Source organism: Sinorhizobium prairiense, assembly GCF_029201645.2.
Lineage (GTDB): Bacteria > Pseudomonadota > Alphaproteobacteria > Rhizobiales > Rhizobiaceae > Sinorhizobium > Sinorhizobium meliloti_A.
This window is the reverse complement of the sequence record NZ_CP104131.1, coordinates 1466170-1491440: the sequence shown is the minus strand read 5'-3', so window position 1 is coordinate 1491440 and position 25271 is coordinate 1466170. Positions and strand designations below refer to the sequence as shown.

Annotated in this window: 24 protein-coding genes and 2 pseudogenes; 13 read left to right on the top strand and 13 right to left on the bottom strand. The window is 61.0% G+C overall.

Going from position 1 to position 25271, the window contains the following annotated elements; genetic code table 11:
* Nucleotides 1-112 precede the first annotated feature (112 nt).
* Entirely contained in the window at nucleotides 113-1156 is a 1044-nt protein-coding gene (locus N0Q91_RS09845; protein ID WP_100673995.1) for a zinc-dependent alcohol dehydrogenase family protein, read from the bottom strand.
* Between the two features lie 214 nt (nucleotides 1157-1370).
* On the opposite strand from N0Q91_RS09845, the pseudogene ypfJ reads away from it, so the two are divergent.
* Nucleotides 1371-2305 (top strand): annotated as a pseudogene (gene ypfJ, locus N0Q91_RS09840) (KPN_02809 family neutral zinc metallopeptidase).
* 41 nt (nucleotides 2306-2346) lie between these two features.
* Here ypfJ and N0Q91_RS09835 read toward each other — a convergent pair.
* Nucleotides 2347-3345, bottom strand: coding sequence for an aldo/keto reductase (locus N0Q91_RS09835; protein WP_275597973.1), 999 nt, complete (start codon nucleotides 3343-3345; stop codon nucleotides 2347-2349).
* A gap of 118 nt (nucleotides 3346-3463) precedes the next feature.
* Between N0Q91_RS09835 and N0Q91_RS09830 the strand changes: the two genes are divergently transcribed.
* From N0Q91_RS09830 to N0Q91_RS09820, 3 genes and pseudogenes are all read left to right on the top strand, one after another.
* On the top strand, nucleotides 3464-4372 hold the full coding sequence (locus N0Q91_RS09830) for a LysR family transcriptional regulator (RefSeq protein ID WP_275597972.1): 909 nt from the start codon (nucleotides 3464-3466) through the stop codon (nucleotides 4370-4372).
* Between the two features lie 161 nt (nucleotides 4373-4533).
* Nucleotides 4534-5792: pseudogene (locus N0Q91_RS09825) on the top strand (TCR/Tet family MFS transporter).
* A 167-nt stretch (nucleotides 5793-5959) separates the two neighbouring features.
* The gene (locus N0Q91_RS09820) at nucleotides 5960-7360 is read left to right on the top strand and encodes an MATE family efflux transporter (protein ID WP_275597971.1); all 1401 of its coding nucleotides are present in this window, start codon (nucleotides 5960-5962) and stop codon (nucleotides 7358-7360) included.
* 243 nt (nucleotides 7361-7603) lie between these two features.
* Here N0Q91_RS09820 and N0Q91_RS09815 read toward each other — a convergent pair whose 3' ends face one another.
* Complete coding sequence (locus N0Q91_RS09815) at nucleotides 7604-7735, bottom strand: hypothetical protein (RefSeq protein ID WP_003529597.1); 132 nt, start codon at nucleotides 7733-7735, stop codon at nucleotides 7604-7606.
* Between the two features lie 225 nt (nucleotides 7736-7960).
* Between N0Q91_RS09815 and coaD the strand changes: the two genes are divergently transcribed.
* The 6 genes from coaD to N0Q91_RS09785 all read left to right on the top strand — a co-directional run bounded on the left by coaD (nucleotide 7961) and on the right by N0Q91_RS09785 (nucleotide 13092).
* Entirely contained in the window at nucleotides 7961-8452 is a 492-nt protein-coding gene (coaD, locus tag N0Q91_RS09810; RefSeq protein WP_018097678.1) for a pantetheine-phosphate adenylyltransferase, read from the top strand.
* A 26-nt stretch (nucleotides 8453-8478) separates the two neighbouring features.
* The gene (locus N0Q91_RS09805) at nucleotides 8479-9051 is read left to right on the top strand and encodes a peptidylprolyl isomerase (RefSeq protein WP_018097677.1); all 573 of its coding nucleotides are present in this window, start codon (nucleotides 8479-8481) and stop codon (nucleotides 9049-9051) included.
* 24 nt (nucleotides 9052-9075) lie between these two features.
* On the top strand, nucleotides 9076-9585 hold the full coding sequence (locus tag N0Q91_RS09800; RefSeq protein ID WP_003529604.1) for a peptidylprolyl isomerase: 510 nt from the start codon (nucleotides 9076-9078) through the stop codon (nucleotides 9583-9585).
* A gap of 181 nt (nucleotides 9586-9766) precedes the next feature.
* Nucleotides 9767-10849, top strand: coding sequence for a tRNA preQ1(34) S-adenosylmethionine ribosyltransferase-isomerase QueA (gene queA, locus N0Q91_RS09795; RefSeq protein ID WP_100673989.1), 1083 nt, complete (start codon nucleotides 9767-9769; stop codon nucleotides 10847-10849).
* Nucleotides 10850-11980, top strand: coding sequence for a tRNA guanosine(34) transglycosylase Tgt (gene tgt / locus N0Q91_RS09790; protein WP_275597970.1), 1131 nt, complete (start codon nucleotides 10850-10852; stop codon nucleotides 11978-11980).
* 290 nt (nucleotides 11981-12270) lie between these two features.
* Nucleotides 12271-13092 (top strand): transporter substrate-binding domain-containing protein, encoded by an 822-nt coding sequence (locus N0Q91_RS09785; RefSeq protein ID WP_275597969.1) that lies wholly within the window; start codon nucleotides 12271-12273, stop codon nucleotides 13090-13092.
* Nucleotides 13093-13949: 857 nt separating this feature from the next.
* Here N0Q91_RS09785 and N0Q91_RS09780 read toward each other — a convergent pair.
* The 6 genes from N0Q91_RS09780 to N0Q91_RS09755 form a co-directional block, all read right to left on the bottom strand.
* Complete coding sequence (locus N0Q91_RS09780; protein WP_275597968.1) at nucleotides 13950-14834, bottom strand: SDR family NAD(P)-dependent oxidoreductase; 885 nt, start codon at nucleotides 14832-14834, stop codon at nucleotides 13950-13952.
* Nucleotides 14831-15616 carry a chloramphenicol acetyltransferase gene (locus N0Q91_RS09775; protein WP_026168888.1) on the bottom strand — a complete coding sequence of 262 codons (786 nt, stop codon included), beginning with the start codon at nucleotides 15614-15616 and terminating at the stop codon, nucleotides 14831-14833. The genes N0Q91_RS09780 and N0Q91_RS09775 overlap by 4 nt, the downstream gene beginning before the upstream one ends.
* Before the next feature lie 9 nt (nucleotides 15617-15625).
* Nucleotides 15626-16213: a protein-S-isoprenylcysteine O-methyltransferase gene (locus tag N0Q91_RS09770; protein ID WP_018097672.1), complete on the bottom strand. Its 588-nt coding sequence runs from the start codon at nucleotides 16211-16213 to the stop codon at nucleotides 15626-15628.
* A gap of 133 nt (nucleotides 16214-16346) precedes the next feature.
* A complete protein-coding gene (locus N0Q91_RS09765; protein WP_100673984.1) occupies nucleotides 16347-16931 on the bottom strand; it encodes a hypothetical protein in 585 nt (194 codons plus the stop codon).
* 163 nt (nucleotides 16932-17094) lie between these two features.
* The gene (locus N0Q91_RS09760) at nucleotides 17095-17235 is read right to left on the bottom strand and encodes a hypothetical protein (protein WP_003529619.1); all 141 of its coding nucleotides are present in this window, start codon (nucleotides 17233-17235) and stop codon (nucleotides 17095-17097) included.
* Between the two features lie 189 nt (nucleotides 17236-17424).
* A complete protein-coding gene (locus N0Q91_RS09755; protein WP_100673983.1) occupies nucleotides 17425-18006 on the bottom strand; it encodes a L,D-transpeptidase in 582 nt (193 codons plus the stop codon).
* 168 nt (nucleotides 18007-18174) lie between these two features.
* Here N0Q91_RS09755 and N0Q91_RS09750 point away from each other — a divergent pair, with 168 nt between their 5' ends.
* On the top strand, nucleotides 18175-18930 hold the full coding sequence (locus N0Q91_RS09750) for an SDR family NAD(P)-dependent oxidoreductase (protein WP_275597967.1): 756 nt from the start codon (nucleotides 18175-18177) through the stop codon (nucleotides 18928-18930).
* A gap of 79 nt (nucleotides 18931-19009) precedes the next feature.
* On the opposite strand, the gene N0Q91_RS09745 is transcribed toward N0Q91_RS09750, so the two are convergent.
* Nucleotides 19010-20176: an MFS transporter gene (locus N0Q91_RS09745; RefSeq protein ID WP_275597966.1), complete on the bottom strand. Its 1167-nt coding sequence runs from the start codon at nucleotides 20174-20176 to the stop codon at nucleotides 19010-19012.
* Nucleotides 20177-20187: 11 nt separating this feature from the next.
* Nucleotides 20188-20394, bottom strand: coding sequence for a DUF1127 domain-containing protein (locus tag N0Q91_RS09740; protein ID WP_275597965.1), 207 nt, complete (start codon nucleotides 20392-20394; stop codon nucleotides 20188-20190).
* 133 nt (nucleotides 20395-20527) lie between these two features.
* Between N0Q91_RS09740 and N0Q91_RS09735 the strand changes: the two genes are divergently transcribed.
* Nucleotides 20528-22036 carry a winged helix-turn-helix domain-containing tetratricopeptide repeat protein gene (locus N0Q91_RS09735; protein WP_275597964.1) on the top strand — a complete coding sequence of 503 codons (1509 nt, stop codon included), beginning with the start codon at nucleotides 20528-20530 and terminating at the stop codon, nucleotides 22034-22036.
* 27 nt (nucleotides 22037-22063) lie between these two features.
* Here N0Q91_RS09735 and N0Q91_RS09730 read toward each other — a convergent pair whose 3' ends face one another.
* A complete protein-coding gene (locus N0Q91_RS09730; protein ID WP_275597963.1) occupies nucleotides 22064-22456 on the bottom strand; it encodes a GFA family protein in 393 nt (130 codons plus the stop codon).
* Nucleotides 22457-22690: 234 nt separating this feature from the next.
* On the opposite strand from N0Q91_RS09730, the gene N0Q91_RS09725 reads away from it, so the two are divergent.
* Nucleotides 22691-23431 (top strand): hypothetical protein, encoded by a 741-nt coding sequence (locus N0Q91_RS09725; protein ID WP_275597962.1) that lies wholly within the window; start codon nucleotides 22691-22693, stop codon nucleotides 23429-23431.
* Nucleotides 23432-23720: 289 nt separating this feature from the next.
* Here the strand turns inward: N0Q91_RS09725 and N0Q91_RS09720 are convergent, their stop codons facing one another.
* On the bottom strand, nucleotides 23721-25091 hold the full coding sequence (locus N0Q91_RS09720) for an ISNCY family transposase (RefSeq protein ID WP_275597961.1): 1371 nt from the start codon (nucleotides 25089-25091) through the stop codon (nucleotides 23721-23723).
* Nucleotides 25092-25271 lie beyond the last annotated feature (180 nt).

The window sequence follows — 25271 nt, the reverse complement described above, 5'->3', positions numbered from 1 at the left end:
AGCGGCTTATAGGCAAATGTTTTCGCCAGCGGAACCCCGAAAATTCGGGAATCGACAAGAAAGCGAAGATATTTGTTCCGCCTCTCGAACCAACGGTTCTCCTATGGAATCGCTACTGCTGCGCCACCCGCTCGGCGGACGGGATCACCAATACCTTCACCTCGCCGGCAGCGGCGGGATTTGAAATGACACCAGGCGCCTCATCGAGCGATATGCGCCGTGAAATCAACCGGTCGATCTCGATCGCGCCTGCCGCGACCAGGTCGGCCGCGCGGCGGTGGACGAAGGGATTGATAAAGGAACCAAGCACGCGGAGCTCGCGGAAGAGAATGTCGAACGGTTCGATTTCGACCTTTTCGCCTTGCGGCAGCACGCCGAGGATCACGACCGTACCGCCCGCTTTGGCGAGGCGCGTCGACTGCTTCACCGTTTCCGGGACTCCGGCGCACTCGATGACGACATCGACCCCTCCGGGGACGAGACCTGCCGGACCCGCGATCGCCTCGATGACGTCGCCGGCCGACGGGTCGACCGATGCGGTGGCGCCGAGATTCTCGGCCAGACGACGCTTCGCTGCCTGGCGTGTCGACAGAATGACCGTCGTGGCGCCGGCGAGCCTCGCGAGCTGCACCGTCAGCAGGCCGATCACGCCGCCGCCCAGGATCGCCACCGTCGAGCCCGCCTTGATGCCCGAAAGATCGACACCGTGCAGGCAGCAGGCGAGAGGCTCGCAGAAAGCGCCGTGCACGGGATCGAGAGTAAGCGGAATTTCGAACGCCTGCTTGCGCGGCACCAGGACGTATTCGGCGAAGCCGCCGTCGCGATGGATGCCGATCGCGCGCAGGTTCCGGCAGAGATTGACCCGGCCCATCTGGCACTGGGGGCAGCGACCGCAGGAGATGTTGGGATCTCCGGTAATCCTCGCACCCGGTGCGATGTCTCGAACGCCGCTCCCGGCTTCAACGACGATGCCGCAGAATTCGTGGCCGAGCGTTACCGGCGGCGTCGACGGAAATTCCCCATGAAGAAGATGACGATCGGTCCCGCAGATGCCGCAGGCTTCCACTTTGACGAGCAGATCGTCAGGCCCGGGCACGGGAATCTCGACGTTCCGAACGGAGATATTTCCCACCGACTCCAGACGCACTGCCTTCATCTGTTCCTCCCGTCGCTTGCTTTCCATTGGAGCCGAACACGGCGCGAGCGTCAATCCTGCGGCCCTTGCCCTTTGCGCCTGCAGCTCCGCTCGACAAAACGATGCGTCAGATGCAACCGGGTGACGGCGATTGCGTTTTACAAGGATCGCCGCCCCGGCTTATAAAATCACTCAGCGCGCTAAAGTAGAGGCGACGCCTTCTGGAGGACAGATCATGGAATGGAAGGGCCGCCGCCAGTCCGGAAACATCGAGGATCAACGCGGGGCCGGCCCCCGGGGAGGCGGTCCTTTCGGTCGTGGCGGTGGATTCCGCCTGCCCGGTGGCGGCGGCGGAATGCGTCGCGCCGGCGGCGGCATGAGTTTCGGCACGCTCATCTTCCTCGTCATTCTCTATTTCGTCCTGAAGGCGATGGGCATCGACATGCTCCAGGTGCTCGAGGGTGGAGGCCCGGCGAACATGCCGGGCTTCGAGCAGAGCGACGGTTCGGGGGCGCCGCAGGGCACGGCCGAGGAAGAAGAGATGAAGGCCTTCATGGCCACGGTTCTTGCCGAAACGGAGGACACCTGGAACGGCATCTTCCAGGCAAGCGGCGAGCAATATGAAGAACCGAGGCTGGTGCTGTTCAGCGGCTCGGTCCGCTCGGCCTGCGGCTTTGCCTCGTCCGCCTCGGGTCCTTTCTATTGCCCCGGCGACCGAAAAGTCTATCTCGATATGAGCTTCTTCGACGAGCTGGCCCAGAAGTTCGAGGCCTCCGGCGACTTTGCCCAGGCCTATGTGCTGGCGCATGAAGTCGGCCATCATGTCCAGAACCTGATCGGCGTATTGCCAAAATTCAATGAAATGCGGCAACGCATGAGCGAGGCCGAGGCGAACCAGATGTCGGTCCGGGTCGAACTGCAGGCGGACTGCTTCGCCGGAATCTGGGCAAGTACACCGAGCAGAAGGGGCTGTTGGAGCGTGGCGATCTGGAGGAGGCGCTGAACGCTGCGACCCAGATCGGCGACGACACGCTGCAGAAGCGCATGCAGGGCTATGTCGTCCCGGAAAGTTTCAATCACGGCACGTCCGAGCAGCGGATGCGGTGGTTCCAGCGGGGCTTCGACAGCGGCAAGATGTCGGATTGCGACACGTTCTCCGGCGCTATCTGATCACAACGCCGGACCGGGCTGCCCGGTCCGGCGTTCCTTCGTCATCTCTGCCGCTCGCTGTCCATGTGCACGAGCTGTGCTTCCGGATAACGCGCACCGGCGGCGGCGCCTTTCGGCACGGCGCTTTCGATCGCAGACATGTCGTCAGCGTCCAGTCGGACCGCCTGCGCGCCGAGTGCTTCAGCGAGACGGTCCCGCCGGCGCGCACCGACGAGCGGCACGATATCGTGACCTTGAGCGGCGACCCAGGCGATGGCGATCTGGGCGACGGTAACGCCTTTGGCCTCGGCGATGCGTCTGAGCGCCTCGACCAAGGCGAGGTTTCGCTCGATATTTCCTTCCTGAAACCGGGGGCTCATCGCTCGGAAGTCGCCGCCCTTTGCGGCATCTTTCTGCCAGTGGCCGCTGATCAGCCCGCGCGACAGCACACCGTAGGCTGTGACGGCGATGCCGAGTTCGCGGCAGACCGGCAGGATCTCGTCCTCGATGCCGCGCGAAACCAGCGAATATTCGATCTGGAGGTCTGAGATCGGGTGAACGGCTGCCGCGCGCCTTATCGTGTCCGGGCCTACTTCGGAGAGACCGATATGGCGCACATAGCCTGCCTTTACCATGTCGGCAATGGCACCGATCGTCTCCTCTATCGGCACGTTCGGATCGAGACGGGAGGGGCGATAGACGTCGATATATTCGACACCAAGGCGCTGCAGCGTATAGGCGAGAAAGTTGCGTACAGCGTTCGGTCGTGCATCGTAACCGAGCCATGCGCCGGCCGGATCCCGCAATGCGCCGAACTTGACGCTCAACTGCACCTGGTCTCGATTGCGCCCCTTCAGCGCCTCGCCGATCAGGATCTCGTTGTGCCCCATGCCGTAAAAGTCGCCGGTGTCGAGCAGGGTGATGCCCGCATCGAGGGCCGCATGAATGGTGGCGATGCTTTCCGCGCGATCGGACGGACCGTACATGCCCGACATTCCCATGCAGCCAAGCCCGATTGCCGAGACCTTCGGACCGGAATTCCCGAGCGAAACCATGTGCATCTCGTTTCTCCTTTGATGAGGCCGTCCCGCGGCCGCTTGCGTCGATGCAATGTTTACTTCGGATGGCAGTGTGCGATAATCACCCACAAGCGAAACGACTTGTTCTGAATTTTGTACAATGCATGATCTGCCGCTTGCCGATCTCGACGCCTTTGCCGCGGTTGCACGGGAGCGCAGCTTTCGTACGGCCGCCCGCAAGCGCGGCGTTTCCGCTTCGGCGCTCAGCGAAGCCCTGCGACGGCTGGAGGCGAGACTCGGCGTCAGATTGCTCAACCGCACGACGCGCAGCGTCACGCCGACGGAAGCGGGCAAGCGCTTGCTCGAGCGGCTGTCGCCGGCGCTCGGGGAGATTGCCGGAGCGCTCGATCAGGTGGCGAGCGAGCGCGGCAGTCCGGCAGGTACATTGCGGTTGAACGTTCCGACCATCGTCGCAAGGGTCATCCTGCCGCCGCTCGTCGGCCGATTCATGAAAGCGCATCCGGCGATCACCTTGGAGGTCACCGCCGAGGATGGCTTCATCGATGTGCTTGCCGCCGGCTTCGATGCCGGCGTGCGCTACGAGGAGCGCGTCGAGAAGGACATGATCGCAATTCCCATCGGTCCGCGCGTGCAGCGCTACATCACAGCGGCCGCTCCGGACTATCTCGCCCGGCACGGCGAACCGCGACATCCGCGCGATCTTCTCGACCACGCGACCATCCGCCACCAATTCCAGAACGGCGTTTCGCTGCCGTGGGAATTTGGCGAGGGAGAAATGGCGATGAATATTGCGCCGCCGCCGGCAGTGCTCGCCAATTCGGTCGACCTCGAGCTCGGCGCGGCCGTCGACGGCCTAGGGGTGATCCGTACCTTCGAGGAGTTCCTGATACCGCAGATCGAGGCCGGGAGACTGGTTCGCATCCTTGCAGCATGGGAGACCAGCTTTCCCGGGCCGTTCCTTTACTATGCCGGTCGCCGGCACCTGCCGGCGCCCGTGCGCGCCTTCGTGGACTTCCTGAAGTCGGAGCAGCGGCATGCGGGGCAATGATGCACGCGGAGGCTATACGAGCTATCAGCACAACCGATCGGTACCATCTTAAACTTTGACATGTTCACGTATTGTTTCGGATCAGGCAAGCCGTTACACCTAATCTGGTAACGTCGTTCACGTTCTGTCTCCGCTTCGGCGGAAAGCGGGGAGGGAGCTTCATGCTCGACAAGAAATTCGTGAGACGCGGCCTGTTCCTGGTCTTCCTCATTCTCTTCCTCGACATCATGGGCATCGCAATCATCGTGCCGGTGTTGCCGACCTATCTGGAGGAGCTGACGGGCGCGGATGTCGGCGAGGCCGCTATCGACGGCGGGTGGTTGTTGCTCGTCTATTCGGCGATGCAATTTCTCTTCGCACCGCTTATCGGGAATCTGAGCGATCGCTTCGGGCGTCGGCCGGTCCTGCTCGCCTCCGTGCTGACATTCGCTGTCGACAACCTGATCTGTGCGCTTGCAACCAGTTATTGGATGCTCTTCATCGGACGCAGCCTTGCCGGCATCAGCGGCGCAAGCTTCGGCACGGCGTCCGCCTACATTGCGGATGTCAGCGACGATGAGAACCGCGCCAAGAATTTCGGGCTGATCGGCATTGCCTTCGGCACCGGTTTTGCGCTCGGCCCGGTCATCGGAGGTTTCCTTGGCGAAATGGGCCCGAGAGTGCCCTTTTATGGTGCTGCAGCCCTCTCCTTCGTCAATTTCATCATGGGGGTCTTTCTCCTGCCGGAAACGCTCGCCCCGGCCAACCGGCGCCGCTTCGAATGGCATCGGGCCAATCCGCTCGGCGCGTTCAAGCAGATGCGTCATTATCCGGGGATCGGCTGGGTAGGCCTCGTCTTCTTCCTCTACTGGCTGGCTCACGCCGTCTACCCGGCCGTCTGGTCCTTCGTTGCTTCCTATCGCTACGGGTGGAGCGAAGGGCAGATCGGACTTTCGCTGGGGATCTTCGGCGTCGGCGGCGCAATCGTGATGGCGCTGGTGCTCCCCGCGTCGTGCCCGCACTGGGAGAAAGGCGAACGGCAGCGCTCGGGCTCACTTTCACAGCCCTCGGGATGGCCGGCTATGCGGCCGCCTGGGAAGGCTGGATGGTCTATGCGGTGATCGTCGCGACGGCGCTCGAAAGCGTCGCCGACCCGCCGCTCCGCAGCATAGCCTCCGTCCATGTCCCGCCTTCGGCACAGGGCGAGCTGCAAGGTGCGCTCACCAGCATATCCAGCATCACCACGATCGTCGGGCCTCTGATGTTCACGCAAATTTTCGCCTTTTTCACCGACCCTGCAGCCGCCTATCGCTTTTCAGGCGCCCCCTATGCCCTGGCAGGCTGTTTGATCGTCGCCGCGCTGGTGATTTTCCTTGCCAAGGTCCGCGCCGGCCGGGGAAATGTCATCCGGGATGCCGTTCCGAGCGTGACGGAGGCATAGCGGTCCGTGGCTTCCCTGCCTCCAGATTGATCAATTTTCTTGATCGATCGATGAAAAATCGAGCAGTTCGGCCTTTACCGCTGGCGCAAGCCCTGGTGGTGCTCTAATTCGTTCTCTCTTCTTCATTTTGCCCTTTGCCCATTGCCGGTGCAGAGCCAGGATTCCTCATGCTGACCGCGACCAAAGACCTCGTGCTTGCGCAGAGCGACAATTCATGGCCCACGCATTTTCGCGCGAGCCTCTATCTTGGCGTGCCGTTTATCGGCGCCCAGCTCGCCCAGTTGGCGATCAATACGACGGACGTGCTCATGGTCGGCCAGCTGGGCGCCACCCAGCTGGCGTCGATCATCCTCGCGACGCAGGTCTTCTTCACGGTCTTCATCTTCGGCAGCGGATTTGCCAATGCGGTGGTCCCCATGGTTGCTCAGGCGCAGGGCCGGGGCGATCAGGTCTCCGTGCGGCGCTCGGTACGCATGGGCATGTGGGTGGTGCTGCTTTACGGCGTGCTGACTGCGCCGGTCCTCTGGATGGCCGAGCCGATCCTTCTCTTTGCCGGGCAGAAACCCGAAGTTGCTGCGCTTGCGGGAGAATACCTGCGTATCGCCCAATGGGCGATCTTCCCCAGCCTCATTTTCATGGTCCTCAGGGCATTCTTGAGCGGGCTCGAGCGGGCAGGGGTGATCCTCTACGTGACGCTCGTGACCTTGGTTCTGAATGCCGCGCTTTGCTATGTCCTGATTTTCGGCCATTTCGGTTTTCCGGAGCTGGGCATCTTCGGAGCGGCCGTCGCCGCTCTCGGCGTGGCCCTGCTCGGTGCGGCCCTGACGATAGGCTATATCCGACGGCAGCCGGAACTGCATCGCTACGAGCTGTTCGTCCGCTTCTGGCGGCCGGATTGGCCCGCTTTCGGAGAGGTGGTCTATCTCGGCATTCCGATCTCCGTGACGATTCTCGCGGAAGTCAGCCTGTTTACCGTGGCTTCGCTGCTCATGGGCACGATCGGAACCATCGAACTGGCTGCCCACGGCATAGCACTCCAGTTCGCGTCCATCGCTTTCATGATCCCGCTTGGGCTGGCGCAGGCCGGAACGGTTCGCATAGGATTGGCCTATGGCAGCGGCGACATGGTAGGCGTGAAGCGTGCCGCAATTGCCGTGCTGACGCTCGGCGTCGGCTTTGCTGCCGTCGGCAGCACGATTTTCGCCCTGTTTCCGCACGAGCTTGCCGGCCTCTACCTCGATACGAGGCGGCCCGATGCAGCTGAGGTTCTCGCCTTTGCAGGACCACTGATCGTCATCGCCGGTGCCTTCCAGCTCGTCGACGGCCTGCAGGCCATTGCCGCCGGCATGCTGCGCGGCCTCAAGGACACGACCATACCGATGATCCTGGCGATGATCGCCTATTGGCCGATCGGCTTTTTCTGCGCCTGGGCTTTTGCCTTTCCGCTGGGTTTCGGCGGCGTCGGCGTCTGGTTCGGCTTCGTCCTCGGTCTTGCGTCTGCGGCGCTGTTGCTCAACTGGCGCTTCTTCCGTCTCCTCCGCAGGGTGAGCGTGGCCCCGGCCGGCTAAGGCCTGTCGAGATCGGATACCCGCGGCGTCTTGTTTGATTTCCTCATTCCTGTGCTTGTCACAGGTATCCAGCCAGAAAGGCAGGGCATGTGCGCAAAGAAAAAGCCGGACGGGCAGGGGAGACCGTCCGGCTTGTAGAAGCGATCGCATCAGGGGAAGAATGGGATCGCTTGTGAAACTTCCGGCGAGAAGTTTCCTGGAGGCATTGGTTTCAACTGTGGCGAGCCACGATATTAGAATTCGTCATTTGCGCCTGCGTCTATCGGCCAGCGGCAACAGCACGGTCGCGCGGTCACGGTCCTCGTCTCGCAGCGCATGGATCGTCGCAACGACCATCGCGAAGAACATCGCCATCGAAAATAGAGCAAGTCCCATGGCCGTCTCCTTTCGTGGTTTTAAACGGCAGGTACTGAAAAAAGTTCCCGTCGACTTGGCTCCACACTAAGACTTGCGGTGTGAAACCCTCTTGAACGTTGCGTTCATCTAGCAATCACCATTTTGCCGACGCTGTTTCCGGGGGAACAGGAAGCAAGGATCGTACAACCCTTGCGGTCCGCGGCCGTCCGTGACAAAAGGCTTCACCAAACGGAAACAGGCGCGATGACCACGGCTTTCTATCCCGGCTCCTTCGATCCGATCACCAACGGGCATCTCGATGTACTCGTCCAGGCATTGAACGTCGCAGCCAAGGTCATCGTCGCGATCGGAGTTCATCCCGGTAAGGCGCCGCTTTTCACTTTCGACGAAAGGGCGGATCTCATCCGGGCCGCGCTTGAGGAGACGCTGCCGGAGAGGGCAGCCGACATCTCCGTCGTCTCTTTCGACAATCTCGTGGTCGATGCCGCCCGCAAGCACGGCGCAAGGCTGCTGGTCCGGGGGCTCCGCGATGGAACGGACCTGGACTACGAGATGCAGATGGCGGGCATGAACCGGCAGATGGCCCCTGACATTCAGACCCTGTTCCTGCCGGCAGGTACCGCCTCGCGGCCCATTACGGCCACATTGGTTCGGCAGATCGCGGCTATGGGCGGTGACGTCAGCGCTTTCGTCCCTGGGGCGGTTCACCAGGCGCTGCAGGCAAAGCGCAAATAAAGCTTTACATCACGCAAGGAGTCCCAATGAAGATTCTCCAATTCGCTTTTGCCGGAGCCTTGGCGCTCGCAACCTTCACGGGAGGTGCGCTGGCGCAGTCCGGCGAAAACATTCTGACGGTTCAGCTCAAGGATGGTCCGGTGGTCATCGAACTGCGTCCGGATATCGCCCCGAAGCACGTCCAGCAGATCAAGGAACTGGCCGCGGCGGGCGAATATGACAATGTCGCCTTTCATCGCGTCATCAAGGGCTTCATGGCCCAGACCGGCGACGTCGAGTTCGGCGACGTGAAGGACGGCTACCAGCCCGATCGCGCTGGAACCGGCGGCTCGTCCAAGCCCAACCTTCCGGCCGAGTTCTCCGACGTTCCCTTCGAGCGCGGCACGGTCGGTATGGCCCGCGCCCAGGATCCAAACAGTGCCAACTCGCAGTTCTTCATCATGTTCGCACCGGGCGATTTCCTCAACGGCCAATACACGGTCGTCGGCAAGGTGGTCGAAGGCATGGAGAATGTCGACAAGATCAAACTCGGCGATGACGCCAATAATGGTGCCGTCGCCGATCCAGATCGCATGATCAGCGTTAAGGTCGGCAGGTAAGACTGAAACAGAAGGAGAAGAATCATGGCCGAGATCAAGGATCCGGAAAATACGATCATCATGGAAACCACAAAGGGCAGGGTGGTGATCGAGCTGCGGCCGGACGTGGCTCCGGGCCATGTCGCCCGCATCAAGGAACTGACGCGTGAAGGCGCCTATGACGGGGTGGTCTTTCACCGCGTGATCGAGGATTTCATGGCCCAGACCGGTGACGTGCAATATGGCAAGACCGGCGGCGAGCAATTCAACCCGTCCCGCGCGGGCATGGGCGGTTCCTCGAAGCCGGATCTGAAGGCCGAATTCTCCGACGTTTCACATGTGCGCGGAACGTGCTCCATGGCGCGCAGCCAGATGCCGAACTCGGCCAATTCCCAGTTCTTCATCTGCTTCACCGACGCTCCCTGGCTCAACAAGCAGTATTCGGTCTGGGGCCAGGTCGTCGAAGGAATGGAGAATATCGACAACATCAAGCGCGGCGAACCGGTCCGCGATCCGGATACCATCGTTTCGATGCGGGTTGCCGCCGACGCCTGATCTGCGCTACTGCATGTTGCCTTGGATCGTCATCGATCCAAGGACGGAACATGCAGCGGTTCGACGTGCTGCGGCGATCTTCGCGCGTCTTGTCAGACGCGCGGCGCTGTAGCGCACTGACCTGCCCGCCCCGATCGCGCGCGAGCCGCCGGGGCGGGTTTGCTTTTAATTGATACCATAGATGCGCGTAGACCTGTTCGATTTCGACCTGCCGGAAAATTCGATTGCGCTGAGGCCCGCAAGCCCGCGCGACAGCGCCCGCATGCTCATCGTTCGCCCCGACGGCGAACCGGTTCTCGAAGATCGCGGCGTCCTCGATCTGCCGTCATTCCTGCGGCCGGGCGATGCGCTGGTTTTCAACGACACCAAGGTCATACCGGCGCAGCTCGAAGGCGTCCGCTACCGGGGTGAGGACATAAGCACGCCCGTGTCGCTGACGCTGCATATGCGGGTTGCGCCCAGTCGCTGGAAAGCTTTCGCCCGTCCGGCCCGCAGATTGAAGCCGGGTGACCGGATCAGCTTCGGTCATGGCGGCAATGCCTGCCTGCTCGGATCGCTGGAGGCCGTGGTCGAGGAGAAAGGCGATGCCGGCGAGGTGACGCTTCGCTTCGATCTCTCGGGCCCCTCGCTCGATGAGGCGATCATGGCCGTCGGACACATTCCCCTGCCGCCTTACATCGCATCCAAGCGTGCCGACGATGCACGGGACCGGACCGACTACCAGACGGTCTATGCGCGCGAGGAAGGGGCGGTAGCCGCGCCGACTGCGGGGCTGCACTTTACCGACCGGCTTTTCGCCAGCCTGGACGAGGCTGGGATCGAACGGTATTTCGTCACGCTGCATGTAGGTGCGGGAACCTTCCTCCCGGTCAAGGCAGACGATACCGCCGACCACGTGATGCACGAGGAAATCGGTCACGTCGATCCGGTGACCGCTGCGAAGCTCAATGCCGTGCGCGAACGCGGCGGCCGCATCGTCTGTGTCGGCACGACATCGCTTCGGCTGATCGAGAGCGCAGCCGCCGAAGACGGAAGCATCCGTCCCTGGTCGGGCGCAACCGGGATTTTCATAACGCCGGGTTATCGCTTCCGCGCGGTCGATATGCTGATGACCAATTTCCACCTGCCGAAATCGACCCTGTTCATGCTCGTCTCGGCCTTTGCGGGGCTCGAGACGATGCACGCCGCCTATGCGCATGCGATCGCAACGGGGTACCGATTCTATTCCTATGGCGATTCGAGCCTGCTCTTCCGGAAAGATTAGATGACCGAAGCGTTTCAATTCAAACTGCTTGCCAACGACGGCAATGCGCGCCGTGGCGAAGTGGTGACCCCTCGCGGGACGATCCGTACGCCTGCCTTCATGCCGGTCGGAACCGTCGGCACGGTCAAGGCGATGTATCTCGACCAGGTGCGCGATCTGGGCGCCGATATCATTCTGGGCAACACCTATCACCTGATGCTGCGCCCGGGCGCCGAACGGGTTGCCAGGCTTGGCGGACTACACAAGTTCATCCGCTGGGAGCGGCCGATCCTGACCGACAGCGGCGGCTTCCAGGTCATGTCGCTGTCAAGCCTGCGCAAGCTCAACGAACAGGGCGTTACCTTCAAGAGCCATGTCGACGGCGCGCTCTATCATATGTCGCCCGAACGTTCGATCGAGATCCAGGGCCTGCTCGGCAGTGACATTCAGATGCAGCTCGACGAATGCGTGGCGCTGCCGGCGGAACCGGACGAGATCGAGCGCGCGATGGAAATGTCGCTGCGCTGGGCAGAGCGCTGCAAGGTCGCCTTCGGCGATCAGCCGGGGAGGGCGATGTTCGGCATCGTACAGGGCGGCGACATTCCCAGGCTGCGCGAACGCTCGGCCCTGGCCCTCCGGGATCTGGACCTCAAGGGCTATGCCGTCGGGGGGCTGGCCGTTGGTGAGCCGCAGGAGGTCATGCTCGGCATGCTCGACGTGACCTGCCCCGTCCTGCCGGCCGACAAGCCGCGCTATCTGATGGGCGTCGGAACGCCGGACGATATCCTGAAGTCGGTCGCGCATGGGATCGACATGTTCGACTGCGTCATGCCGACCCGCTCCGGACGCCATGGGCTTGCCTTCACGCGCTACGGCCGCATCAATCTGCGCAATGCCCGACATGCGGAAGACATTCGCCCGCTCGACGAACAGTCTTCCTGTCCGGCGACTCGCGACTATTCGCGCGCCTACCTGCACCACCTGATCCGTTCAAACGAATCGCTCGGCGGCATGCTGCTCAGCTGGAGCAATCTGGCCTATTATCAGGAGTTGATGGCCGGCATCCGCAAGGCGATCGAAGAAGGGCGCTATACCGATTTCATGGCGGAGACCATGGAAGGCTGGCAGCGCGGCGATCTGCCACCGGTGTGATCTTCGCGCGGCCCGCCGGTAACTGCGATCTGCGCGCTCGAAAGTTTGGCTCCCCTGAACGACGCCGTCGCCGACGGCCTTCCACCGACAGAAACGAACTGGACCCTCCGGCGGTGCTGGTTTCATTTCGACAACCCGAAGCTATCAGAACCGATTTTGGAAGGTGGAATCGGAAATTCCGATAGCACAATTCTAATAAATGGGTTTGCGGGCTGCGTCCGTTTGTAGAACTATCCCAGCAAAAAACACGCAAGGAGTTGTTGACCGTTCAACGGGGGGTAGGAGAAAACATGAAAAGAATTGCTGCTATAGCATCGGCGTCTCTGTTTATATTTTGCAGTTCGGCAGTGGCAGGCCCTACGCTTGATCGCGTCAACGAGAAAAAAGAGATGGTCGTCGCCACCAATGTCGGCTGGCCGCCGCAGGGGTTCCTCGATGAAAACAATGTCCTTGTCGGCTTTGACATTGATGTCGCCAAAGAAATCGGCAACCGGTTGGGCGTGAACGTGCGTTTCGAAACTCCGGAATGGGCAACCATGACCGGGGGGCACTGGCAGGGCCGTTTCGATCTCGGGGTCGGTTCCGTCGCACCGACCAAGGCGCGCGCAGAGGTCATCGATTTCGCCGGAATCTACTATTACAGCCCTTACGTCTACGTCGTTCATGCCGAAAGCGGCATTCAATCGGAAGAAGATCTGAATGGCAAGGTTATCGGCGTGGAGACGGGCACGGCGTCCGAAGACTTCATCAACCGTCGCCTGGAGATCGATGCGCCGGGTTTGCCGCCAGTTCAATACAAACTCGAACCGGGGGAGGTGCGCACGTTTCCCGATTCCATGATGCCCTTCGACGACCTGCGTCTTGGCAACGGTGTTCGGTTGGACGCGGTCATCGCCCCCGAGCAGACCGCAAAAAATGCAGTCAGAAACGACTATCCCGTCCGTATCCTCGAGGACGTCTATCCCTTTCGGTCGCCCGCGGTCGTCATTGCCGATAAAGGCGACCCGGAATGGACTGCCAAAATCGGTGAAATCATCAAAGCGATGAAGGCCGACGGCACACTCGGAAAACTGACGACCAAGTGGTACGGCGCTGACTACAGCAAGGACTGACAACATCACGGCGCCGGCGCTCTTCGGAGGTGCTGAAGCCACGACCAGAGCATCCGGTCTTTAGGGATCGGATGCTCTGGTTCTTCCCGTGTCAGGGAAAGGCGCCCGGCCGTCCATGGGAGCCTGGCCGGATCTGGAAATCAGTCGATTGCGTCGTAGCAGCTTTCCGGCCGGACGTGCTTGCTTCAATGCAACCTCTCCTCCTTCGCCATCTCTGTGCTTGTCACAGAGACGAGAGCAGCGCCGCGTCTGCGGCGCGGGAAACGTTCTTTCAGCCCAAGGACTTGGTCTGGCTGGATTCCTGTGACAAGCACAGGAATGAGGGACCGAGATGTGCGGCCACTACATCGAAGCGAAGCGGGACGCTGTATACGGGCGGGAGCTTCCGCGCCGCCTTACTATCGTCACGGTTTATGAAACGCGCCGAGGGACCGCACCCTCTCTACCCTCATCCCTGTGCTCGCCACAGGGATCCAGCAGCGCCGCGTCTGCGGCGCGGGAAGCGTTCTTTCAGCCCAAGGACTTGGTCTGACTGGATTCCTGTGACAAGCACAGGAATGAGGAGATCAAACAAAACAAACCGCTGCGGGAATCCCGAATCTAAACTGGCCTTTGTTAGAGCACTTGCAAGAAAGGTGTGGCGGTTCTCTGCCCGAAAGCGCGTAGTTTCAGAGGGCTATAGCGTCTCACTGTTTCAATGGCGCAGTGAAACGCTATAGAAGGCGACTTTGACGATGTCGCTTGATTATCAAGGGCATATGGACGCCATTTAATCTGTTTATTCATCGATCGTAGAGGCTCGACCTCATCGGAGAGGCCGGTGTTTCATGGCCGCTCGCCACTCCGCGAATACTTCGCTATCGACTTTGCGTGGTGATTCCGAGCGAATTGCCGCGGGCACCGCAGCACGAGGTGAAACTTTTTCCGGATCCGCAAGGGCACGGATCCTTGCTCCTGCGCTGCAATCGGCCGATCAGGGGCAGCATGATCGCCGACGGGACCAGTGTCGCCAACAGGATCGTCAGCTTGGACGCAATGCCGGGTATGACGAGGCGGCGGCCTGCTTTGTAGCCGCGCCAGGCCTTTTCAGCGACATAGCCCGATTCGAGCTTGGGCAGGATCTTGAACAGCGCGACGCGATTGGCGCCGGAGGTTGCCAGAAATTCCGTCGCGACCGGCCCTGGTGCCACGCATGTGACGGTCACGCCGGTGCGACGCAGTTCCTGATGCAGCGCTTCCGAAAAGGAGCGGACGAAACCTTTGCTGGCATAATAGAGCGCCATGTACGGACCCGGCGTGAAGCTTGCGACCGAACCGAGATTGATGACGCCGCCGCGACCGCGCGCGACCATTGCCGGCAGGAAACGCAGGGTGAGTTCGGTAAGGGCGCGGATGTTGAGGTCGACGAGGCCGAGCTGTTCATCGAGCGGCAGGACCGTCGCCCCTCCGCGCAATCCATAACCGGCGCTGTTGACGAGTACGTCGCAGAACAGGCCGTTTGCGGACAGGAAGTTCTCGAGACCGAGCGTCGCATCATCAGCCAGGAAATCCAGCGGGACCGTGAACGCCTCCCCTCCGGCCTTCCGGATACCGTCGGCGGCGGCCGCCAGTGATTCGGCCGAACGCGCTACCATTACGACCGGCGTGCCATCCCTCGCGGCCACTTCGGCGATTGCCTTGCCGATTCCCCGCGATGCACCGACGATGACTACGGCCGGACGACTTTGACCGCCCGAAGTCATCGCGCTGCCCCGGAACCTGCCGCAGCGGTCACGTCGCGCCCAAATGCAAGCCCCTCCAGCTCGGCGGTGATTTCGCCGTTCAATATCCTCTCGAACCGCTCGAGGGCGCGCGCGACGTTGGCGCCGTCCATGACCCGGTGGTCATAGTGGATACGCACCGTGACCGAGCCATCCTTGTCGATCGGGCCGTAATTCAGAAGTGAGGTCAAAGGCGTGAGAGGGTTGAGCGATTCTGCGCCGAGGCCCGAATAGACCGACAGCTGAAATGTACCGAAACGGCGCGCCCTTTGCCGGCCGATATTCAAACCGAGCCACATTAGAAGCCATCTGACAGGGCCGGGGAGGCGGGCGATCTTCAAGGCGCGCCGGAATTCCTTGACCTCCAGCACGGGGCTGGTTCGCGCCGTCTGCATCAAGGAGCCCAGCTCCGTGATCGAACGGCGCTCCGGATTCTTGATCGTCGTCAGAAGCACGACTCGTTCGCCCTCGTACTCCCTTTCATGCGCGATGGAAGCGATGCTTCCCGGATACTCGTAGAGCTGCGGTCTGGGAAACTTGACGTAAGCGCGCCGCAACTCGGGCGTCTCCTGCGCGAGAAGGGCGTATCCTTTGAGGAAGAGCGCCGTCCAGGATGGCCTGCTTTCAAGCGATGTTCTGGCCTTGAGCAACGGCCCGAGATTCATCCGCCGCTGCACGCTCACCCGCGGCACCTTCATCGAAAATCGCATGAGATCCCCGACCAGGCGCCGAGACGCTGAAAGCTTGAGGGCTCGGCCTCGCATCATGCACCTCTAGTAAATGTACGGAATGATCCGCTTGGTGTCCGCCATGTAGTCGCGATACTCAGAGCCGAACATTTCCATCATCATGCGTTCCTCCTTGTCCACCCTCAGAAGAAAGAGGACCGCGAAACCGGCAAGACCCGCCAGCCCTGCGACCCAGTTCGGCAGAAGAAACGCCTGGCCGACGCCCATCAGCAGGAACGAAGTATACATGGGATGGCGGACTAGGGCGTAAGGACCGCGGCGAATCAGTTCGTGCTTGTCGCGAATCTCGAGCGTGATCGACCAGTTGCGCCCGAGTTCCTTGTGGGTTCTGCGAAAGACCCACATGGCCAGACAGAAAATAGCGGCACCGACCACGACGGCCCAGAGCCGGGCAGGGTGGTCGGCTCCTTCCGGGATGCCGGTTGCGACATAAAAAGCGGGAATGATCGCGAGGCCGAGCAGGGCTGCCGCCAGCCCCAGCATCTCGGAGGTTGAGCGGCGATGGCTGACGACTCGCACGCGCTTGGCCCGGCGTTCATAGGGGCGGCGAATGAAGTACCAGGCAACGATTCCGAGCACCCAGGCGATCTCGCCGATGGAGGATACCGACATGTCTAGTTCCCCAAATCCTTAGCATGCGCCTGGCGTCAACGATCGGGCGGGAACCTTCTTCAGCCGATGCTTCGCAGCGTGATTCTATGTCGAACGGTGACGGCTGGATCGCGAGCTCTGTGCCCGTCGCCTCTCAACCTCCGTTCATCTCCCGAAGCCTTGTAATGAATTCCTGCGGTCGAAGCCAGATGCCGGGCGTCTTATAGCCCATGGAGCGGGCGATTTCGGCCACGAAGGCGTTGCAGTTGTAGAGCGACGCGTGCCAGACCTTCGACCTGGCTTTCAGTTTGTCGATGAAAGCCACGACCTTCTTGTATTCCGCCTCCGTCAGCATGACGCGCCAGCTTGCCGAGCGGTATTCTTCCTCGAGGTCACCGTCGCTCGCGCCGGTTTCGGCGGGAACGGGCACAAAATGGCCGAGGACATACGGCGTCGGATCGAGCGTGGCCGGTGCAAGGCCGGCAACCTGACGCTGAACGACCGCGCCAGACTTGTTCGTGCGCCCGTAGATGACGTAGGTGTGGCCATAGCTCAGCGCGTAGCGGGAGCGAAATTCGATGAAATAACCCTGCTCTCGCGCTTGAGATTCAAGTTTCGCCGGCGCATTCAGGCTGCTGGAAACGTAGCGCGGTTCGGGATTTTTGTCTTGTGTCTGGCATGCTGCTGCTGCCAGTGCGACCAAGATCACAAAGGATATGCGGCCTCGTGCAAGCGTCATCACACCACTTAGATTGTCTTCCGAGTTCTGACAATCCAGACCTCGGGCCGGCTTGCTGGAGTTCTTGACACGTACTATGCCGTCAGTCTCACAGCCGGTCTAACCCTGAATAACGCGCCGTGGGAGAGCGCTCGTTGAGCTCTCCCACGGCGCAAAGTCACTGTTACTTGTATACCGGCGCCGGCTCTACCGTATCGACGGCAGCAGGCGGCGGGGCCTTACCCTTACCTTTGCCGATCGTATCACACGCGGTGAGGCCGGCAACGGAAAGCAACGCAATCATCACAACTAGAATTCGGCTCATCAAGTAGTCCTTTCCTCAATAGTCGGAATGGGTTATCGAAGGCAACACTTCAAGTAATAGTGGCGATTTGCGCCGGGGCCTAGTGCAGAAAGGACACAGTTGATAACCGCTTTATGGTTACCGGGTTATCAACCGCGTCGGAACACACGGGGCTTAGTCATTTATACCGAAATGTAACGGAAAACGCCATCAAACGATCAGCACGGTCGTACCCACCGGGGTACGGCTGTAGAGATCGACGATGTCGTCGTTCGTCAAGCGAATGCACCCGCTCGATACGGCCTGCCCGATCGTCCAGGGCTCGTTCGTCCCGTGCAGCCGGAACATAGTGTCGTTTCCGCCCTGGTAAAGGTAGAGGGCCGCGGCCCCAAGCGGGTTATGCAACCCGCCGCTCACTCCGCCGGCATATTGTGCCAGATGCGGCTTGCGGCGAATCATGTTTGCAGTCGGCGTCCAGGAGGGCCACTCCGCCTTGCGGCCGATTTTCGCCCGGCCTTTGAGAGTGCGGCCTTCCTCACCTACGCCGATCCCGTAGCGAATCGCCGAACCGCCACCTTGAACATAATAGAGATAGCGTTCTCCCGTATTGACAACGATCGTTCCGGGCGCTTCGCCGCCATAATAGGCGACCTCCTGCCTGCGGTATCGTGGGTCTATACGGGTCCTGGCCGTTTGCGGGCTGTCGGCTGGTCGCAACGAACTGCAACCGGAGGCCAATAGAGCCAGGCTACCCAGCACGAGTACCCGGCGCGTAATGCGATCGTTCTCCATTCTCACCTGCTGAGTAAATTGTGAGTCCCTACGATTTCGTGTTTAACACCCAAGCGCGTGTCGGCCAAGCCTTGCAACGGTTACGACCGCAAGGATGAAACCTCTTGCGACCGGAACCGGCGTCTGATCGACTGGTTCGGGGAAGCAGCGGAGACAAGGAGCGGCACGATGAAACTCGGCCTGGAAGGAAAAATCGCAATCGTGACCGGCGCGGGTTCCGGCATCGGCGCCGCCATTTCCAGGCAACTTGGCGGCGAGGGTGCGGAAGTGATCGTCGCAGACCGCGACACCGAAGCGGCGCGAAGCGTCGCCGCCGAGATTCGCTCAGCCGGGGGTAGGGCGCGAGATTTCACCGTCGACGTCACCGACGCGGGGGCGGTGGAGCAAATGGTCGCCTTCGCCGTGCAGGAATGCGGCGGATTGCATCTGGCGGTCAACAATGCAGGCATAGAGGGGCCGCGCAAAGCGACCGCGGACTACCCGCTCGAAGATTGGCGCAGGCTGATAGAAGTCAACCTGAACGGCGTCTTCTACTGTATGAAATACCAGATCGCCGCCATGCTCGGAAAGGGCGGAGGCGCCATCGTCAATATGTCCTCGATTCTCGGCGCGGTCGCCTTGCCCACCGCGTCTGCCTACACCGCCGCCAAGCACGGGGTGGTGGGGCTCACCAAAGCTGCCGGGATCGAATATGCAAGAATGGGGATTCGCGTCAACGCGGTCGGCCCCGGCTGGATCGAAACGCCGCTTCTGTCGGGACATTCGGAATTGGCGAAGACACGGCGCCTGGAAGCGCTGCAGCCGCTCGGCCGGCGGGGAAAACCGGAGGAAGTTGCCGCTCTCGTCTGTTTCCTGCTGTCGGAACAGGCGAGCTTCATCACCGGCAGCTATCATCCGGTCGACGGTGCTTTTACGGCGCATTAGAGCACTTCCGGGATAGCGGCATTCCGTCCGGAAGTGCATAGTTTCAACGTGTTGGACCGCGGCACGACGCAATTCCCGGTCAGATCCGCCGTCTCTCTGCCACGAGAAACATGGCCAGCACGAAGCAAAGCAGGCCAAGGGACGATGGCAGCCCCTGATGTCCGATCAGTTGCATCGCCAGTCCGGTCGCGGGCGAGCCCACGATGCCGCCGATGCCCCATACGAAGGCGAAGGCCGCGTTGCCGGCGATCAGGGCCTGGCCGGTGAAACGTTCGCCGAGCTGGATCAGCGACATTGTGTAGATTCCGAACGAGGCTCCGCCCCAGACGAAAAAGAGCGGCCAGATGAGCCATGATTCGAAGATCGCCGGCAGCAGCAGGCAGCCACCCAGTGAAGCCAAGGCGCAGAGCATCATCGTCCGCAGCGACCCGAACCGTTCGGCCACCCGCCCGAGCAATATCTGCAGCACGGCATTGCCTGCGATGAAACAGGTGATGAGCGAGGCGATGCGCCCTTCTGTGCTGCCGAGCGCCGCGCCATAGACCGCGAACAGGGAAAGCAGGGTCTGCTCCAAGGCGGCGGCGGCGAAAACCGCGAACAAGAGCAGCGGCGCCAGTGCGAAAAAGCCTCCGACCGATGTCGCTTCGCCTTCATGTGGCATCTTCGGCAGGTGCGGCACGACCGCAAGCACGATCAGCCCGCAGAGAAGGAAGGCGACGATGCCGACCATGAAGGGCGGCCACCCTTGCGTGCCGACAAGACCGAGCGAGAGCGGGCCGATGGCGAAGCCGCCCGAGACGATCGACGAATAAAGGCCCATGATGCGGCCGCGCCGCCGCGCGGGCGTGATCGAGAGCAGCCAGGTCTCGCTGATGACGTAAAGCGGATTGGCGAAGAAGCCGAGCAGGAAGCGCAGCGGCATCCAGATCCAGACCTCCCGCGACCAGCCGATTGCGATCAGCGTGAGCGCGGCCAGGCCCGAACACAGGATGGCAAGCCGCGCCCCGCCAATGCGCCGCGCCAATGCCGGTATGAAGAGGGCGGATACGATGAAACCCAGCGGGGTCATCGCCGCGGACAAGCCGATCAGGCCGGGCGTCGTCCCCTGCCGCTCCAGGATGAAGCTGAGCAGGGGATAGGTAAGGCCCTGTGCCACGGCGAACACCGTGACGGTCGCGATGATGCCGGCCATGGCGGCCCATGGGATCCGCTCGTGGAGCGATAATGTCGTGCTTTCAGTGGTCATGCAGACTACGCCTATACTTGCCAGAAGGGCTTGGCGATCTCCGCCTCGGCTTCAAGCTTCGTCAGACCGATATCGCAGATCAAATGCGGATCGTCCTTCAACTTTTGCTCAAGTTCGCAGCGAAAGCGCTTCCGCTCCTCCCACGTCGCGATAATGCTTCGAAGGGTCGCGAGGCGGCGACGCGGCATTTCCGTCATAACGGAGGGGATATCGTTCATTGCAACCTCCATACGGCTTGAGGGGCAGAGCCCTCGACCTGGGGAGGACGAATTCTGCGTTATGCGAAAAGCGTCGTAATTAAGCTCCTCCAAAAAGTTCTCAAAAACTTCCAAACGCACTATAGATGCGCCTATGCAGCGATCGCGCATCGTCTTTGGTCCGTTCGTCCTTGATCCGGGTGCGGGAACGCTCGTCCGGAACGATGATCCCGTCGCCATCGGCTATCGCGGGCTGAAGCTGCTTGAGGCGCTCGCCGGACGGCCGGGCGAAATCCTGGGAAAAGCCGAGTTGATGGATGCGGCGTGGCCGGGCAGGGCGGTCGAGGAAGGCAACCTCACCGTCCAGATCGCGCAGCTGCGGAAAATGCTTGGTGCGCCCCCCGACGGCGGAGAATGGATCGCCACGGTTCCGCGGGTCGGCTACCGCTTCACGGGCCCTGTCGAACAGGTCGGTGGCGCGAAGCGAAATCCACTGGCGCTGCCCAACGAACCATCGATCGCCGTGTTGCCTTTCGTTAATTTCAGCAGCGATCCGGAGCAGGATTCCTTCGCGGATGGGTTGACCGAAGACCTGATCACCGACCTGTCCAGGATCTCCGGCCTCTTCGTCATCGCGCGCAACTCGGCCTTCGCCTTCAAAGGAAAGGCGAGGGACGTGCGCGAGATCGCTGCGGACCTTGGCGTGCGGTATCTGCTGGAGGGTAGCGCACGACGCGCCGCAGGGCGCGTGCGCATCAACGCACAGCTGGTCGATGCGGTGAGCGGCAATCATCTATGGGCGGAACGCTTCGACCGCAGCCTCGAAGATATCTTTGCAGTTCAGGACGAGGTCACCGGCAAGATCGTGGAGGCGTTGCTCGGCCGGCTGCGCCCACAGCCGCCGCGCAATCGCCCCAAGAATCTCGAGGCCTACGATCTCTGCGTGCGGGCGCGCAAGCTGATCGATGATTCGCCTCAGACGGCGCGGGAAGCGCATCTGATGCTCACGCGCGCGATTTCGCTTGATCCGGAATATGCCGAGGCCAATCGCTGGCTTGCCATGAACCACTGGATGAGATGGGTGCATTGGGGCGAACCGATCGAGCCGAACCGTAGCATTGCTTTGGAACTGGCACGCAAAGCCGTGGCGATCGATCCGAACGATGCCGGCTGCCATTGGGTGCTGGCCAACCTGCTTGCATATGAGCGCAGCTTCGCCGAGGCGGATGCGGAATTCGCCAAGGCGATCGAGCTCGACCCGAATGAGGCCGATACCTGGGCGACTTTATCCGACATAGCGGTCTTGGCCGGGCGGGTGGATGAGGGCCTTGAGCACATCCGCAAGGCGTTCCGGCTGAACCCGTTTCCGGCAAGCTGGTACTATCTGACGCTCGGCCAGGCCCAATATGCCGCCGGCGAATACGAAGCCGCCGTCGAGACACTGCGAAGGGACGAGACGTATCGCACCAGCTCGCGACGTTTCCTGGCGGCAAGCCTTGCCCAACTGGGCCGGCTCGACGAGGCGCGCGCCGAGGTCGAGCTGTTCCTCGTCGCCAACCCGCATTTTACAACGCGACACTGGGCGAGTACGGAGCCGTTCCGCGACCCTGTGACGCTTGCGCATTTCGTTGACGGCTACCGCAAGGCGGGCCTGCCGGAGTGACGCGCATCCATCGTCCGTTCGCGGGGCCTAATCCTCGAAGCGACTCGTTTCATCGCGATCCCGCTCGTATCGTCTCTTGAGGGGAAACGGCGGCAGCCAGGATTCGCGACGGACGGTCCAGCTTTCGTAGGTTGGCATCAATTGATCCGGGGCATCCAGGGATCCCAGGTTCACCTCGATTTCGTCTCCGGTGCGTGCGAAGACGATCGAGCCGCAACGGGGACAGAAATGCCGACCGGCGTAATCGCGTGTCTCGCCATCGACCGTCACAGAATCCTCAGGGAAAATTGCGGACGCGTGAAAAAGGGCCCCGTGATGCTTGCGGCAGTCGAGACAATGGCAGAGACCGACTCGGTATGGTCGTCCCGACGCCACAAATCGCAAGTTGCCGCACAGGCAACCGCCTGTGAATCGGTCCATACCGTGTCTCCTTTAAATCAAGCGGTTCAGCGTTGACGTTGTCCGGCACCCCGAGAGGTGCGGCTTGTCGCATGTCTATCGGGTAGAATGTGACGGGCTGGTCCGGGTTGCAAGAGCCGGGCCGGGTGAGGGGCTTTCTTTCCTTTGCTTAGCTTTTCGGGGTTTCAATCTCCGCGCTCTTGGGAGATCGTTCCGGATAAATTCAAGCGACCGGATTCGCCAGGAGCGCGCGCAATGCTTCCGGAAATTAAGCTCGTTGCGGACGTGGACGTAGTGGCCATGTCGCCACTGGTTCGCGGCATGGTCATGGCCATCTCCTATGCCGAGACCGAAGGCGGCATCGGTCTGACTGCGTCCGGTGCGATGAACCGTAAGTTTGTGCACTGGGCCGCTGTTCACTTCGATTGGCCCGGCAACACTCCGGAGGATCTATACAGCGTCAACAAGGTTCTGAACGAAGCTGACATGCCGCCGCTTTCGGTGGTCCACGACATGCTCAAGCACCTAAGGCTTGTGCGGCGAAAAAAAGACCGATTGTTTCCCACCAAACGCGGTCGGGATTTTCTTGCAAGACCCCAAACCTTCTTCGATCAGATCGCGACGGATTATCTTTATGCCTATATCGACTACGGGCAGACACGGGACGATGTGCGTGTGCGGATGCGGTGGTGGCACGTCTTTCTCAATCTTATCAATATCAAGGCGAGAAAGGGCTGTTCGCTGGACGACCTGGTGAGCGAGTTATACCCGAGCGAGTCGTACTCGCTGGCGCAAGCAGAAACGATTATCCAAGCTACGACGATCAGAGGGGAGTTCCGCTACGACATTATTCGGCCCCTGTGCTGGCTGGGATTGCTGCAGGAAGAGCGGGAAGGGCTAGATTTTCTGCAGGACGGTACCTATTACAAAACACCTCTATGGACAGCCTGTTTAAAGTTGGAATCCGATACGGAAGCCGAGATCACTGTCTCTTGAGACATATGCAAAGATCTGCAAGAGGCAAGCCATTGTTTTTATTGCCATGTCGCACTTGAAAATAGAATGTACCCGGCTATTGTGGCGGCCGGGTTGAAATGTCCGCTGTTGCGCAAAGTTAAAATGTCACTGTGAGTGCGTCACCAACCATTTAGAAATGCGACATGCGACATCCCCACTGGCACTGAGGCAAGCCCCCGACCGGACCGGCTGGATCGGATTGCAAGGGAAGGGAGGGGGCGGGTGAGACGCACCAAACGCTTTAGCTTTGAGACCTTGCGACGGCGGATCATTCCGCCGCATCGAGCTCGGAGAGCGCTTGTCGCCGTCGGGCAATGACCGCTGGATCGTTCGTGAAATCGGTCCGACGTCCCGGCTTGCGGCCACTCGGTTTGTAACCGATCCTCTCGCTATTGGTCTTCACCTTCGGCGGCCGCTCGTCCTGGCGCTCCTTGATGTAGGCCAGCACATCGGAAAGCCGCTTGTTCTCGGTGATCGCCGCATGCGTCACCCGCTGGTCCTTATCGAACACCCGGTAGGGCAGGCAATGGCCTTTCCACCGCACATCCAATCGACCATCGGCATAGGCATAGGTCTCGACATAGCGACCAGCCAAACCGCGCGTCACATCGGTCTCCTCAAGCATGATCCGCTGGCGCTCGAACGAAAACGTCAGCTGCGATCCGACATAGCGCTGCTCGCGTTTGCACAGGATCTCTTTGAGCCGATCGGGCGCCAGATTCATGGGCCGATGCAGATCATCGGGTCGGGCAGGGACAACCGCAAACCGCGCATTGTAGTGCTCCATGAAGCCAGGCAGAAACGCATTGCCAGCCTCCATGCCGTCGATACCCGCCAGCCTTAATTCCTTGACCAGCCGATCCTGCAGCGTCCGGTTCATCCGCTCGACGCGACCTTTGGCCTGACTGGAATTTGCGCAAAGAATCTCGATGTTTAGCTCGCAAAGTGCACGCCCGAACTGAGTCATGCCCTGGCCACCCTTGGCATCCTTCTTCGCCACCCGAAACACCGAATGTTTGTCGGAGTAAAAGGCCACAGGTGCCCCATGTTGCCTAAGGTAAAGCGCCAGCGCCTCAAAGTAGGTGAACGCGCTTTCCGAGCGCACGAACCGCAACTGCATCAACTTGCCGGTCGCATCATCGACGAACACCAAAAGCGAGCACGGCGGCCCGCGATCCTCGAACCAGCGATGCTCCGACCCGTCGATCTGCACCAGTTCGCCATAGGCCTCACGTCGCAATCGTGGCTGATGAAACGTCCGTCGCTGCTTGCGCGACAGCCAAAGTCCGGCATCCGCCATCCAGCTGCGCAGCGTCTCGCGCGACACCCGCAAACCATCGCGCTCAGCAAGCTTCTCGGCTGCCAAGCTCGGACCAAAGTCCGCATAGCGTTCGCGCACGATCGCAAGGGCATAATCCCGCACACCGTCGCAAATCCGATTGTTCGATGGCCGACCAATCGCCTTGTGCCGGATCGATGCTGCACCATCCCTCCGGATACGCTCCAGCAAGCGGCGGACCTGGCGCGTGCTTAAGCCCAGGACATGCGCTGCCGAAACCAGCGTCATGCGTCCGGCGATCACTTTCGACAAAACCTCAATGCGCTGCAGGTCACGCTCGCTCATCGCAATCAATCCCATCCGCAATCTCCCACGCCGTCAAACCGCCGGGAGAGTGACATTCTTACTTTGCAGAAACAGGACACTTTAACTTTGCGGCTACATGCATTGTCACAGCTATTTAAAGATGAGACAAAGTAGTCAACTTAGAAACGCGACAACATCCTATCCATTACTACTGCATTTGCAAGTTGCTATATT